The sequence below is a fragment of the Leisingera sp. genome (genome assembly GCF_982940295.1).
The window spans coordinates 1-12,932 of sequence record NZ_CEYXRG010000007.1 but is presented as its reverse complement, the minus strand read 5'-3'; the positions used below and the strand labels follow the sequence as shown (position 1 = coordinate 12,932).

Annotated in this window: 12 protein-coding genes; 5 read left to right on the top strand and 7 right to left on the bottom strand. The window is 64.6% G+C overall.

The features are described 5' to 3' along the window. Window positions 1–61: 61 nt before the first annotated feature. The 7 genes from AC4HIX_RS08415 to AC4HIX_RS08385 all read right to left on the bottom strand — a co-directional run bounded on the left by AC4HIX_RS08415 (window position 62) and on the right by AC4HIX_RS08385 (window position 8,244). Window positions 62–1,165, bottom strand: coding sequence for a mandelate racemase/muconate lactonizing enzyme family protein (locus AC4HIX_RS08415; protein ID WP_490398648.1), 1,104 nt, complete (start codon window positions 1,163–1,165; stop codon window positions 62–64). After that, complete coding sequence (locus tag AC4HIX_RS08410) at window positions 1,162–1,755, bottom strand: dimethylsulfonioproprionate lyase family protein (protein WP_490398647.1); 594 nt, start codon at window positions 1,753–1,755, stop codon at window positions 1,162–1,164. The genes AC4HIX_RS08415 and AC4HIX_RS08410 overlap by 4 nt, the downstream gene beginning before the upstream one ends. A gap of 4 nt (window positions 1,756–1,759) precedes the next feature. After that, window positions 1,760–2,869 carry a mandelate racemase/muconate lactonizing enzyme family protein gene (locus AC4HIX_RS08405; RefSeq protein WP_490398646.1) on the bottom strand — a complete coding sequence of 370 codons (1,110 nt, stop codon included), beginning with the start codon at window positions 2,867–2,869 and terminating at the stop codon, window positions 1,760–1,762. Continuing rightward, window positions 2,866–3,978, bottom strand: a complete 1,113-nt coding sequence (locus AC4HIX_RS08400) for a mandelate racemase/muconate lactonizing enzyme family protein (protein ID WP_490398645.1) — start codon at window positions 3,976–3,978, stop codon at window positions 2,866–2,868. Before AC4HIX_RS08400 ends, AC4HIX_RS08405 begins: the two co-directional genes overlap by 4 nt. A gap of 18 nt (window positions 3,979–3,996) precedes the next feature. Next, window positions 3,997–4,605, bottom strand: coding sequence for a dimethylsulfonioproprionate lyase family protein (locus AC4HIX_RS08395; RefSeq protein ID WP_490398644.1), 609 nt, complete (start codon window positions 4,603–4,605; stop codon window positions 3,997–3,999). Then, window positions 4,602–5,684, bottom strand: coding sequence for an alcohol dehydrogenase family protein (locus AC4HIX_RS08390; protein WP_490398643.1), 1,083 nt, complete (start codon window positions 5,682–5,684; stop codon window positions 4,602–4,604). Before AC4HIX_RS08390 ends, AC4HIX_RS08395 begins: the two co-directional genes overlap by 4 nt. A 100-nt stretch (window positions 5,685–5,784) precedes the next feature. Beyond that, window positions 5,785–8,244, bottom strand: a complete 2,460-nt coding sequence (locus tag AC4HIX_RS08385) for an FAD-dependent oxidoreductase (protein ID WP_490398642.1) — start codon at window positions 8,242–8,244, stop codon at window positions 5,785–5,787. 71 nt (window positions 8,245–8,315) lie between these two features. Here AC4HIX_RS08385 and AC4HIX_RS08380 point away from each other — a divergent pair, with 71 nt between their 5' ends. Genes AC4HIX_RS08380 through AC4HIX_RS08360 form a run of 5 tightly spaced genes read left to right on the top strand, consistent with a single transcriptional unit; the run spans window position 8,316 to window position 12,853 of the window. Beyond that, window positions 8,316–9,203: a MurR/RpiR family transcriptional regulator gene (locus AC4HIX_RS08380; protein WP_490398641.1), complete on the top strand. Its 888-nt coding sequence runs from the start codon at window positions 8,316–8,318 to the stop codon at window positions 9,201–9,203. After that, window positions 9,200–10,303, top strand: coding sequence for an aromatic ring-hydroxylating oxygenase subunit alpha (locus tag AC4HIX_RS08375; protein WP_475050406.1), 1,104 nt, complete (start codon window positions 9,200–9,202; stop codon window positions 10,301–10,303). The genes AC4HIX_RS08380 and AC4HIX_RS08375 overlap by 4 nt, the downstream gene beginning before the upstream one ends. A 6-nt stretch (window positions 10,304–10,309) precedes the next feature. Further along, window positions 10,310–11,764: an aldehyde dehydrogenase family protein gene (locus tag AC4HIX_RS08370; protein WP_490398640.1), complete on the top strand. Its 1,455-nt coding sequence runs from the start codon at window positions 10,310–10,312 to the stop codon at window positions 11,762–11,764. A 4-nt stretch (window positions 11,765–11,768) separates the two neighbouring features. Beyond that, window positions 11,769–12,473, top strand: coding sequence for a glutathione transferase, Atu5508 family (gene gst, locus AC4HIX_RS08365; RefSeq protein ID WP_490398639.1), 705 nt, complete (start codon window positions 11,769–11,771; stop codon window positions 12,471–12,473). Beyond that, window positions 12,470–12,853: a carboxymuconolactone decarboxylase family protein gene (locus AC4HIX_RS08360; RefSeq protein ID WP_490398638.1), complete on the top strand. Its 384-nt coding sequence runs from the start codon at window positions 12,470–12,472 to the stop codon at window positions 12,851–12,853. The genes gst and AC4HIX_RS08360 overlap by 4 nt, the downstream gene beginning before the upstream one ends. Window positions 12,854–12,932 lie beyond the last annotated feature (79 nt).

Genomic DNA, 12,932 nt, shown 5'->3' with positions numbered 1-12,932 from the left:
ACTTGTCCTGTTGCGGGCGGGTTGCCCATTGTAGGGAGTATTTTGACCAGAAAGTCAAAAATCAGCCGATCACAGCTGCGGGAGCACCCAGGGCCTCCCGGTCAGGCCGCACGCCAAGCCCCGGGCCTTCGGGCGGCGCAATGCGGCCATTGCGGCGCGCCGGTCCTTCCGGCGCCAGCCGCGGGCTGACGTAATGGGACAGATCGCAGACGTTCAGCACACGCAGCGGGTCGGTGGATGTGCCCAGATGCAGCAGCGCCGCGGTGGTGATGTCAGAGCCCCAGGTGTCCTCGATGCACATCCTGGCGCCCAATTGCAGGCACAGGTCGCGCGCGCGGCGCGCCGCCGACAGTCCGCCGAATTTCGACAGCTTGATGGCCACCGCGTCCATCACTCCCGCCGCATGTCCTGCCAGCAGCGATGCCGTGTCATGCGCGTTCTCATCCAGTTTCATCGGCAGCCCGCAGGCTGCCCGCACCCGCGCGCAGTCCTCGATGGTGGCGCAGGGCTGTTCCAGCATGATGTCCAGATCCGCCACGGCCCGGCCCACGCGCGAGGCATCCAGCGAGGTCGCGCCGCAGTTCCAGTCGCCATAGACCAGCGGGCCGTCCCCGACTGCCTCCCGCACCATGCGTAGCCGCGCCACATCTGCCTGCCAGTCGCGGTCCGCACCCAGTTTCACCTGAAACTGAGTGATGCCGGTTTCCTGCGCGTCACGGGCCATGCGTGCCATTTCCTCCGGCGCGACGCAGGTGATCGAATGATAAAGCGGCAAATCCGCCTGCCGCTGCCCGCCCAGCAGCGCATGAAGCGGCAGGTTTGCCGCCTGTGCGGTCAGGTCCCAAAGGGCGATGTCGATGGCGGATTTGGCGTAAGGATGCCCTTGCAGCCAATGGTCGAGCTTGGCCATCACCGCCTCCGGCCCCACCGGATCAACCCCCAGCAGCACTGGTGCCAATTCCTTCACCGCCGGCACCACGCCGCGGGCATAGGCGGGCAGGTAATGCGGTATCGGACAGACCTCGCCCCAGCCGGTGAGCCCGGTATCGGTGTCCAGCGCCAGCACAACGCTTTCGACCGTGCCGCAGGTCTTGCCCTCGGCCATGTGATAGGCGGTGTGGCTGGTCAGTGGCACATGCCAAAGGGAAATTCGGGTGATCTTCATGTGCGTGTCCCCAAGTCGGATTTCTTCAGCAGATCGTCACCGCGCCAGAAGGCTGCCGCCAGCAGCGGGCCGGGCACCATATCAATGGCATGTTTCTGGTGCGGCGCGTGGTGGATGGTGTCGCCGGGACCCGCATCCCACGCCGGGCGGCCCTCGGAATGAAACCGTGCCTGGCCTGCGAGGATCAGATAGGTCTCTTCCGGCGCGTGCGAGTGCTCGCCGTAGTGCTGCCCGGCGCCCCAATAGCCGATGGACAGCCGCATCTCTTCGCTCTGATACAACCCCTCGGGCGAGATCAGGTCGACCCATCCGTAATTGTCCAGCCACTCGCGGGTGAAGCCGTCGGCCTCGGTATAGGTCTGCTGCCAGCGCAGGCGCGGCAGGCCAGAGGCCAGTGCGGCCACCGCAGGCGCAGTCGCCTTGCTGACCTGCCTACCGGCATCCGCTAGCTCTTCAATTTTATCGCAGACCGGCAGCCGGCGCGGCTCCACCTGCAGCACCTGCAGGTTCCGCATCCGCGCGGCGAACCAGTCCAGCCCTTCAGTCCGGGCAGCAAGCTGTATCAGTTCAGTGAGCAGCCACGCGGGCATCGCACTAGCCTCCGTTAACCGCAACCGGATCCCCCAGCGCGCCGTCCTCGGGCGTCACGCCAAGGCCGGGCAGGGAGGGCGGCACCGCAACGCCGCGGTCATTCCGCGCGCCCTGGCCGGGGACCGGATCCAAATCCAGATGATAGTGGCACAGCCAGCTCGCCAGCCGGTTTGCCTCAGGTGTTGAGGCCGCCAGATGGATCGCCGCGGTATCCGCCAGCGCCGAGCCGCCCACATCCTCGATATGCATCTGCCAGCCCACGGAGACGCCAAAGTCGCGGATCTGCCGGGCCTTGGTCAGCCCGCCAACGCGGTTGGGCTTCACCTTCACGCCCTCGCAGGCGCCGCTTTTCCAAGCCTGCAGATGGTCGCCGAAGGTATGCAGGCATTCGTCCAGCATGATCGGGTTGGACACGCGCGCCGCCACATGGGCACATTGATCCAGAGTCTCGCAGGGCTGTTCCACCCAGTCGCGCGCCTTGACCGAGTTCAGCACCTCCACCGCCACCGCCGGCTGCCAGGCGCGGTTCACGTCAAAGGTCACCTTGTGCCCCTTAGGCAGCCCTTCTGATATCGCCTCGATCCGCTCGATGTCGAGGCCGATGTCGGTGCCGCCCACCTTGGCGGAATGCACGGTATAGCCTTTTTCCGCCGCACGGGCGATCAGTGCCAGCATCTCCTCCGGAGTTCCGGTTGAGATGGAGGAGTTCACCAGCACCGGCGCCGCTTCAGCCCCGCCCAGCAGCTGCCACAGGGGCAGACCGTAGGCCTTGCCCAGGATGTCCCAGCAGGCCATGTCGATGGGTGATTTCACATAAGGGTGTCCCGGCAGCTGCACGTCCATTACCCGGTTCACATGATCCAGGCTGCGCGGGTCCAGCCCGATAAGGGCAGGCGCGAGTGTTTCGATCCCCGCACGGACCCCAGGCCCATGCGCGGGCAGATAGGTGTTCCCCCAGGGACAGCCTTCACCCCAGCCGGAGAGGCCCCCATCCGTGTCGATGCGCACAAATGTGCTGTCGAGCTTCTCGAACTTAAGCCGCCCGCCCGACAGGCAGTAGGGCTCGGTCAGCGGCATATCGAGCTGGTAGACGGTGATGCGGGTGATTTTCATGCGGTGCCTCCAAATTCTGCCACCGGCGCACCGAGGCTATCGAAATCAGGGGTGACGCCCAGCCCCGGCGTGTCCGGCGCGTAGAGCTTGCCGTTATCTGCCCAGGCGCCGCCGATGCCGGTGGAGCGGGTGTTGTAGTTCATCAGGTCAGTGGTGTTGTGCAGGTACTCCGCCGGCGTGGTGGCCGCGAAATGTGCCAGCGTCGCGCTGGCAATCTCGCCGCCCCAGGTGTCCTCGGCCACCACAGGCAAGCGGTTCCCGACCAGATAGTCCCGCACCCGGCGCGCCTTGGAGATACCGCCGAGGTTGGAGATCTTGAGGCAGACCAGATCGGCGCCGTGATCGGCAACGATGCGCTGGGCGGCTTGCATGCCGGTCACGCATTCATCCAGTTTCATCGGCAGGTCGGTGCGCATCCGCACCTGCTGGCATTCCTCGTAGGTCCTGCAGGGCTGTTCCAGAGTGTAGTCAAGGTCCCTGGTCGCCCGCGCCACCCGCAGCGCATTGTCGACCCGCCAGCCCTGATTGGCATCAGCCATTGCCTTCTCACCAGGCTTCAGCAGCGGCACAGTGGCGCGGATGCGGTCGATATCCGAGGCCCAGTCGCCGCCCACCTTGACCTGGAACTGGCGGTAGCCTTGCGCCCGGTAACGGTCCATCTCGGCGATGGTTTCCTCGGTGCCCTTCTGCGGCGCCACCCGGTACATCGGCGCGCCATCGGTCAGCTTGCCGCCCCAGAGCCGCCATAGCGGAGCATCCAGCGACTGGCCCAGAATATCCCAGCAGGCGGCATCAAACGGGCCCTTGGCATAGCCATGCCCCTGCACGAGGTGGTCCATGATCTGTTCGATCCGGGCGACGTCGCGGGGGTCCTCGCCGATCAGCACTGGCGCCACCAGACGCGCCAGCGCCGGCACACCTTCGGAATGCGCCACTATGTAGTTCTCGCCGCAGGGGGTGAACTCGCCGCAGCCTTGCAGGCCGGCATCGGTGTCGATCACCACAACCGAGGCTGTAGCAGTTTCAATGGTGTTGCCTGCTCCCCAGACATAGGCTCCGCCGACATACGGCAGACCGGTCTGGAACACACGGATACGGGTGATCTTCATGAGTGGCGCTCCTGGTCTTCAGCCCGGGGACATCGCCGGATCATCGGCAAGCCCCGCGCCACGCCAGAAGACAAAGCAGAGGATCGGATGCTCGTTGGTAATCATGGCATGGGGCTGGTTTGGCCCGTGCATCTTGGTATCGCCCGGCACCAGGCGGCGCACTTCTTCGCCCTTGGCCATGAAATCGGCGCTGCCGGAGAGGATGGTATAGAGCTCCTCCGGCCCGTGCTGGTGCCAGGGGTAGTCCAGTCCTGGCCCCCAGTAGCCGATGGTCATCCGGCTCTGCAGCGAGTGGAAATGGCCGGTGGGTCCCACCAGCTCAAACCAGCCGTACCTCTGCAGGAAGTTGTGGCCGACCTCCTCCTCAGTATAGGTAAGGCGCCACTCCGCATGCGGCGCCAGCGCAATGATCGCCTGCTGCAGGGCGCGGACCTCGGCTTCGGCCGGGATGCCCTCGGCAGCAAAACCCGGATCGGATTGCGCCAGTGCTGCACCGGGCACTTGATGCCCCTCGCGTCCGGCCCAGGTGATGTCATCCGGCCAGGGCCGGAAGTCCGCCACTGCGGGCAGGGCGGTATGGAATGCCTTGGCGGCCTCCAGCGCCTGATCGAACAGGTGTTTGCTCATGGGATCACCACAATGTTTCCGGTGTGCTTCTTGGCGATGAAGGCAGCCTGCGCCTCCTTCAGCTGCTCCAGCGGGTAAGCCGCCGCCAGCGCCGGCCTGATCTCGCCCTTCTCGATGTAGGAGACCACATCCGTGAAGTTATGATGCGGCGTCACGGTGGAGCCGGTAAAGGTCAGATCGCGCAGATAGAAGGTGCGAAGATCCAGCTCCACCATCGGCCCGGCAATCGCGCCGGAGCAGGTGTAGCGGCCGCCGCGCTCCAGCACGTCGATCAGCTTGGGCCATTGCGCGCCGCCGACCACATCGGCGACCACAGTGACTTTCTCATCCCCGAGGGCGGCCCGCAGGTTCTCCGGCGCGCGCGGCAGGATCAGGTCGGGTCCAAGCTCTGCCACTTCGGCGTGTTTGGCCTCGGAGGCCATCGCAATGACCCGTGCGCCGCGCCGTTTCGCCAGCTGGATCAGCGCGCCGCCAACCCCGCCGGAGGCGCCGGGGATCAGCACCGTGTCGCCAGCACCTACGTGCGCGCGGCTCAGCATTCCCTCAGCGGTGACATAAGAGCAGGAGAAGGTCGCCAGCTCCGCATCGCTGAGGGGGCTTTCGACAACTGCCACGCCGCGCACGTCTGCCTTGGTGTATTGGGCAAAGCCGCCATCGCACTCGGAGCCGAAATAGCCAGCCTTGTCCTTGTTCTCCGGGTCGTCCCAGTCGCGGACCCAGCCGCCGGCCATGACGCGCTTGCCGATCAGGGCGGGGTCAGCGCCGTCACCGACGGCCACCACTTCGCCAACCGCATCTGCGCCCTGAATGCGCGGGAAGGTGAGGGGGCGGCCGCCCCAGGTCGGGTCTTCCTCGCCGACCTGCTTGAAGGCGCCGCCGGTGGTGGCGTCCTCGACTGTCTTGGAATACCAGCCGGAGCGGGTGTTCACATCGGTGTTGTTCAGCCCGCAGGCGCCGACCTTGATCAGCACTTCCATCGGGCCGGGCCGCGGCACCGGCCAATCCTGATGCCACTCGTATTTGTCCAGATCGCCGTGGCCGGTCAGCACCATCGCCTTCATGGTTTCGGGCAGGGTCATTAATCGCGTTTTCCTTTTGGCTATGGGGGAGGGGGCGCTGCCCCCGCCTTCGGCTCCCCCGGAGTTTTTCTGGAAAGATGAAAGGGGAGCCGGATTTTGTTTATTCCGCCGGGGTGAGTGCGGCGTCGGTGCGGGGCAGCAGGCTTTCGGGGTCATAGGCGGGGGCGCCCAGGATCCGGCCTTGGCGCGGCTTGCCTGCGATCACCACCTCGATCTCCGTGCCCGGCACATTGGCGTGCGGCTTGACATAGGCAAAGGCCAGGATCTTGCCGGCGGTATGGCCATAAGCGACCGAGGCGGTGGAGCCCACAACCTTGCCCTCCAGCATGACAGCCTCGCCGCCGTGGCCGTCCTCAATGCCGTCCGGTTCGATCTCCAGATAAGCGCAGACCCAAGGCTTATCCGCGTCGTTCAGCGTCTTATCCTTGCCGAGGTAGTCCTTGTCCCTGCGGGCAAAGCGCAGCACGGCCGCTTCGGCCAGGGTCACCTCGTTGGTGAGTTCGCCTGCGCCCTTGAAGCCTTTTTCCATCCGCATCGCGTTCATGGCGAAGGAGCCGTAGTCGGCAATGCCATGCGCCTCGCCCGCCGTCCAAAGCGCGTCATAAACCGCCAGGGTGCTGCCGCGCGGGATGTGCAATTCCCAGCCGAGTTCCCCGGCGTAGGACATCCGGAAGGCCCAGAGCTTGTGGCCCGCGACCTCGATCTGCTGCGCCGTCAGCCATTTGAAGCCGGCGTTTGTCAGATCCGCATCGGTGCAGGCGCTCAGGACCTCGCGGGCTTTCGGGCCGTTGAGAGCAAGGGCGGCCCAGTCGGTGGAGAGGGTTGTGATCTCCACCTCTTCGCCCGCGAGGTTCTGGTTCAGGTGGTCCAGCAGCCGCTGTTCAAAGAAGGCGGCGCAGACCAGGTAGTAGCTGTCCTCTGCCAGTTTCACCACGGTGGTTTCCAGCTCGATCCGGCCGCGGCGGTTCAGCATGTGGGTGAGGGCAATGCCGCCCGCTTTCTGCGGCAGGCGGTTGGCGGTCAGCCGGTCTAAGAGCGTTGCGGCGCCGGGGCCGGAAACCTTGACCTTGGTAAAGGCGGAGATGTCCATGATGCCCACGCCCTCGCGCACGGCCTTCACCTCAGTGCCGACCATGTCATGCACCACATTGCGCTTGAAGGAGTAGTGGTCGCGCTGCTCCACACCGTTTTTGGCAAACCAGCGGGGGCGCTCGTGGCCGTAAACCTCCTCATAAACCGCGCCCTTTTCCTTCAGCCGCTCATAAAGCGGCGATGGCTTGATCGGGCGGCCAGCCAGCCGGTTGAAATGCGGGAAGGGGATCTCGTGGCGCAGTTTGTAGTCCTCATGCGCCTTGGTCACTTGCCAGTCCTTGGTGGCGTAGGAGCCGAAGCGGCGCGGGTCGTATTCGCGCATGGAGATGTCAGCGGAGCCGTGCACCATCCAGCGCGCCAGCTCGCGGGTCAGGCCCGGACCCCAGCCGATGCCGATCTGGGTGCCGCAGCAGCACCAGTAGTTCTTGACGCCCGGCGCCGGGCCGATCAGCGGGTTGCCATCCGGCGGATGCGAGATCGCGCCATGCACTTCGCGCTGAATGCCGAGGTCAGCAAAGATCGGCATCCGGTTCAGGCTTTCCTCCAGCCACGGCATCACCCGGTCATAGTCGGCGTCGAACAGCCAGTTCTCGTATTCCCAGGGGCAGTGGTCGTGCCAGACCGAGTTGCTGCCTTCCTTCTCGTAGATGCCGATCAGGCCGCGCTTCTGCTCCATGCGTATGTAGCCGGAGACCTGTCTGTCGTCGCGGATGACCGGCAGTTCCTTGTCCAAAGCTTCGAACTCAGGCACCGGCTCAGTCACGAAGTAGTGGTGGGTCATCGAGGTCATCGGCAGCTGCAAACCAGACCATTCACCCATCTGACGGGCATAGGTGCCGCCGGCGTTCACGACATGCTCGCAGCGGATGGTGCCCTTTTCCGACTCGACGATCCATTCGCCGTTTTCGGCCTGGGTGATGTGTGTGGCGCGGCAGTGGCGGATGATGCGCGCGCCCAGCTGACGGGCGCCTGCGGCCATCGCCATGGTGACGTTGGTCGGGTCGACGTGGCCGTCATCGGGTGTGTAGAGCGCACCCAGAACCCCTTCGAGGTTATAGAAGGGATGCAGCTCGGCGACCTTTTCCGGGCCGACCAGTTCGATATTGAACCCCAAGGAGCGCCCGACGGACAGGGTGTGGCGCAGCCAGTCCATCTCATCCTCGGTATAGGCCAGGCGGAACGAGCCGCAGCCGTGCCAGGTCACCGCCTGGCCGGTCTCTTCCTCCAGCTTCCCGGAATAGAGGCCGATGTTGTAGTCCACGCATTTGCCCAGCCCGAACGAGCTGGTGGAATGGGTGATCTGCCCGGCCGCGTGCCAGGTCGAGCCGGAAGTCAGCTCGGCCTTCTCCAAGAGAACCACTTCTGGGCCCCAGCCCTCATGCGCCAGGTGATAAGCCAGGCCCACCCCCATAACGCCGCCGCCCACGATGACCACACGGGCCTGTGCCGGGAATTCCTTCTGAGCCATTTCGCCGTTCCTGATTGCAGAGTCGCTTTTCTGCTCGACAGGCTAATTCCACATTTGTACCATCGTCAATCATGAATGACACAAATGTATCAACAACCGTTTTGGAGCGCCTCACCGACGAGTGGGATGCGCTGACCCCCGAGGCCCAGAAGGCGGCCCGCTATGTGCTGGAAAACCCTGCGGATGTCGGGGTCTCCACCGTGCGCGAGATTGCCGAGGCGGCGAATGTGAAGCCCAACACCTTTGTCCGCATGGCGCGGCAGGTGGGCTTTGAAGGGTATGAGGATTTCCGCGCCCCCTTCCGGGAAGCGATTCGCCGGGGCGGGGTATCCTTCCCTGACCGGGCGCGCTGGCTGCAGGATATCGGCAAGTCCGGCGAGCTGGGCGGGCTTTATGCCGATATGGTGGGGGCAGCGATCCGCAATATCGAGGAGACCTTTGCGGGCATTGATGCCGCCGGGCTTGAGGCCGCAGCGCAAGCGATCTGGCAGTCCCGGCAGGTCTTTACCCTTGGGGTCGGCGTCAACAATGCCAACGCCCGCAACTTCACTTATCTCGCCTCCACCGGCATGAAGCAGTTCCACGCCATCCCGCGGCCAGGGTCCACCGCCGTGGATGACCTTGCCTGGGCCGACAGCCAGGATGTGCTGATCGCCATGACCTGCAAGCCCTACCGCACCGAAGTGATCGATGCGATCCGCATCGCGCGCGAACAGGGCGTCACCATCGTCGGTATCTCCGACAGCCCCGCCAGCCCCGTGGTCCTGAACGCGGATCACGGGTTTGTCGTCGCGGCGGACACGCCGCAATTCTTCCCGTCATCCGTCTCGACCATCGCCCTGCTGGAAACACTGCTCTCCTTTGTGATCGCGGTTTCCAGCGAGGAAATCGTCGAGCGGGTGGAGAAATTTCACAAGCGCAGGCACCAGCTGGGCCTTTATGCGGAGGAACCTGAATGAACGCCCCTCTGACCCATTCCCTTGAGGCGCGGTATTATACCGACCCGGCCATCTTCGAAGCTGAGCGCAAGGGCCTGCTGGCCCGCACCTGGCAGTTTGCCGGCCACGCCAGCCAGCTGGAAAACCCCGGCGACTATTTCGCTTTCGAGATGGCGGGGGAAAGCCTGTTCAGCATAAAGGGGCGCGATGGAGAGATCCGCACCTTCTATAATGTCTGCCAGCACCGCGCCCACCAGCTGGTCTCGGGCGAGGGCACCACGCGGGTGGTGGTCTGCCCCTACCACGCCTGGACCTACGAGCTGACCGGCCAGCTGCGCGCCGGGCCGAACCTGAAATCGGTGCAGGGGTTCGACAAGTCCAAGGTCTGCCTGACCGAGGTCCGCACCGAGGTCTTCCTGGGCTTCATTTTCGTGAACCTCGACCCCGAGGCCAAGCCGATGGACGACTGGTTTCCGGGCGTGCGCGGCGAGCTGGAAAGCTTTGTCCCCAACTGGGGTGACCTGAAGCCGCTGGAATGGGTGGAGATCCCCGAAGACTGCAACTGGAAGGTCTCGGTCGAGAACTACTCTGAATGCTACCATTGCAGCCTCAACCACCCGACCTTCTCCACCGGGGTGATCAAGCCGGAAACCTACGACATCCAGCCCCAGGGCTTCTGCCTGCGCCACACCACCGAGTGCAACTCGCTGGACCAGATGACCTATGACATCAACTCGGGCTTCGAAAACAACGAGAAATACTCCAGCTGGTTCCTGTGGCCGATGTTCTCTTTCCAGGTCTATCCCGGCAACCTCTTGAACACTTACCACTGGCGGGCAGTGGATGCCGATCACGTGGTGGTCTGGCGCGGCTGGTACTCGATCCGCGGTGAAGACAATGAAACCGTGCGCAGGATGGCGGTGCAAGACCGGGCCACCACAGTGGAGGAAGATATTCACCTGGTAGAATCGGTTCAGCGCGGCCTGAAAAGCCGCGGTTATGTTCCCGGCCCCTTGGTGGTCGACCCCTCTTGCGGAGTGAACTCGGAACATTCCATCCTGCATCTTCAGAAGTGGATGCGCGAAGCGGCAGACCGCGACCTACAGGAAGCAGGGAACTAACGGACTATGACACAGCTTGATGCCGAATGGCTGAACTATATCGACGGCGCCTGGGTGCCCGGCGGGGCAGGGTGGATCGATGTCACCGACCCGGCCAATGGCGAGCTTCTGGCCCGCCATGCGCTGGCTGATGCCGCCGACGTGGACCGCGCCGTGCAGGCCGCCCGCCGTCTGCACCAGTCGGGCGAACTGTCGGCGCTGCGCCCGATTGCCCGCGGCCGCATGGTGCAGGCGATGGGCCGCTACCTGCTCGAGCACATTGACGAGATCGCCCGTGTCCTGACCCTGGAGCAGGGCAAGCCGCTCTGGGAATCCCGGATCGAGATCGAGGGCGCCGCGCTCTATTTCGAATACTACGGCAACCAGGCCAGCACGGTGGAGGGCCGCTCGATCCCGCTGGGCGGCGGCTATTTCGACTGGACTGAAAACGAGCCGATGGGTGTCTCCGCCCAGATCATCCCCTGGAACTACCCGGTGGAGATGACGGCGCGTTCGCTGTCGGCGGCGCTCGCCACCGGCAACGCCTGCGTGATCAAGACGCCAGAGCTTACGCCGCTCACCAACGCCTGGCTCGCCCGCGCGGCAGAGGCTGCTGGGTTCCCGGCTGGCGCGGTCAATGTGCTCTGCGGCTACGGTCATGAGGCCGGCGCGGCGCTGGCTGGCCATCCGCAGGTGAACCAAATCGTCTTTACCGGCTCCGTCCCCACCGGCATCCGCATCGCCACCGCGGCGGCGCAGAACGTGGTGCCTTGCGTGCTCGAACTCGGCGGCAAATCCGCCGCCATTGTGCATGAGGACGCCGACCTCGACGCATTCGAGAACGACATCCGCTGGGGGATCTACTTCAACGCAGGCCAGGTCTGCAGCGCCATGAGCCGGGTGATCGTGCACGAAAGCCGCCACGACGAACTGGTCGAGCGCGCTGTGAACGTGGCCCAAAGCCTGAGTGTCGGCCCCGGTATCGACCGGCCTGAGTTCGGCGCCAACATGGGGGCCATGGTCTCCATGCCCCAGCGCGACCGTGCCCTAGCCATTGTCCAGCAGGCCCAGTCCAACGGCGCCACAATCGCCACCGGCGGCGCGCCCGTCGGCAACGCGGGCGCCTTCCTGGCTCCGACTGTGGTCTCCGGCATCACCCCGTCGGACAGCATCGCCAGCGAGGAAATCTTCGGCCCTGTCCTCTCGGTCCTCAAGTTCCAGTCTGACGCCGAGGCAATCGGGATCGCCAACAGCACCGAATACGGTCTGGTCGGCGGCGTCTTCACCCGCGATCTGGACCGCGCCACCCGCTGCGCCCGCCAGATCCGCGCAGGCCAGGTCTTCGTGAACGAATGGTACGCAGGCGGCGTCGAAACGCCCTTTGGCGGCTATGGCAAGTCCGGCTACGGCCGCGAAAAGGGCCGCGAGGCGCTGTGGAACTATGTTCAGACCAAGAACATCGCCATGAAACTGAAAGGCTGAGTCTATGGCAGCGCGCTACCAGCTCTACTACTGGCCGATCCCGTTCCGGGGCCACTTCATCCGCTACGCGCTGGCCTATGCCGGCCAGAAATGGGAAGAGCCCGGATTCGACGCGGTGGCAGAGCTGAAAAGCGGGGATGTGGCGGACCAGCCGCACCCCTTCATGGCGCCGCCCCTGCTGGCCGACACCCGGACCGGCACCCACCTCAGCCAAATGCCCGCGATCCTGATGGCGCTGGGCCGCGAATACGGGCTTCTGACAGAGCCTGACCAAACCCTGCGCCTGATCTGCGATGCCTCGGATATCCTGTTCGAGATCACCCGCTATCACGGCGCCCTGATGTGGGAAGCGGAAAGCTGGGCAGAGTTCCACAGCACCCGCCTGCCGCGCTGGATGCAGATCCACGAACGCATCGCAGTTGAGGCGGGCGTCTCTGACGGGAAAGGATACCTGTGGGGCAGGGACCGCCCCGGCCTGGCGGACCTGGTACTGGGCGCTCTGTGGCACACGATGATCGACCGTCTGCCGCCTCTGCGCGTGCTGCTGCACGATAACGCGCCAGTATTGGAAGGGCTGGCAGACCGCATCGCCGCCGAGCCCGCTATCGCCACCCTCATCAAAAGCTGGGCCGCCCGCGAACCGAAATACTGCGCAGGCCAGATCGAGGCCTCGCTGCTGACCATGCTGAATATGGAGACCAATACATGAGCACTTTTGACGAGGACCTTTTCCTCAAGGGGCTGGAACAGCGCAAATTCACCCTCGGCGCCGAATATGTCGAAAAGAACCTGGCCGCCGCGGATGACTTCACCCGCCCGTTCCAGGAAGCGATGACCGCCTGGTGCTGGGGTTTTGGCTGGGGCGATGACGTGATCGATGCCAAGACCCGCTCGATGATGAACCTCTCGATGATCGGCGCGCTGGGCAAAATGCACGAATGGGAGCTGCATTGCCGCGGCGCCATCAACAACGGCGTCACCAAGGAGGAGATCCGCGCTATCATCCATGTGATCGGCATCTACTGCGGCGTGCCCCAGGCTTTGGAGTGCTTCCGGGCCGCGCGCAAGGTGCTGGAGGAGCAGAGCTGAAAGCTCTGTTCTGGAGTTTCGAAGGGCGGCCGTTTGGCCGTCTTTTTTGTTTGTGGCTCTGCCGCCTTTGTCCTTTGGC

Excerpts from the sequence above, each read along its gene's own strand:
- AC4HIX_RS08415 (WP_490398648.1), bottom strand. The coding sequence starts at position 1,165 with ATGAAGATCACCCGAATTTCCCTTTGGCATGTGCCACTGACCAGCCAC.
- gst (WP_490398639.1), top strand. The coding sequence starts at position 11,769 with ATGGCAGCGCGCTACCAGCTCTACTACTGGCCGATCCCGTTCCGGGGC.
- AC4HIX_RS08390 (WP_490398643.1), bottom strand. The coding sequence starts at position 5,684 with ATGACCCTGCCCGAAACCATGAAGGCGATGGTGCTGACCGGCCACGGC.
- AC4HIX_RS08400 (WP_490398645.1), bottom strand. The coding sequence starts at position 3,978 with ATGAAGATCACCCGTATCCGTGTGTTCCAGACCGGTCTGCCGTATGTC.
- AC4HIX_RS08405 (WP_490398646.1), bottom strand. The coding sequence starts at position 2,869 with ATGAAAATCACCCGCATCACCGTCTACCAGCTCGATATGCCGCTGACC.
- AC4HIX_RS08375 (WP_475050406.1), top strand. The coding sequence starts at position 9,200 with ATGAACGCCCCTCTGACCCATTCCCTTGAGGCGCGGTATTATACCGAC.
- AC4HIX_RS08395 (WP_490398644.1), bottom strand. The coding sequence starts at position 4,605 with ATGAGCAAACACCTGTTCGATCAGGCGCTGGAGGCCGCCAAGGCATTC.
- AC4HIX_RS08410 (WP_490398647.1), bottom strand. The coding sequence starts at position 1,755 with ATGCCCGCGTGGCTGCTCACTGAACTGATACAGCTTGCTGCCCGGACT.
- AC4HIX_RS08380 (WP_490398641.1), top strand. The coding sequence starts at position 8,316 with ATGAATGACACAAATGTATCAACAACCGTTTTGGAGCGCCTCACCGAC.
- AC4HIX_RS08385 (WP_490398642.1), bottom strand. The coding sequence starts at position 8,244 with ATGGCTCAGAAGGAATTCCCGGCACAGGCCCGTGTGGTCATCGTGGGC.
- AC4HIX_RS08370 (WP_490398640.1), top strand. The coding sequence starts at position 10,310 with ATGACACAGCTTGATGCCGAATGGCTGAACTATATCGACGGCGCCTGG.
- AC4HIX_RS08360 (WP_490398638.1), top strand. The coding sequence starts at position 12,470 with ATGAGCACTTTTGACGAGGACCTTTTCCTCAAGGGGCTGGAACAGCGC.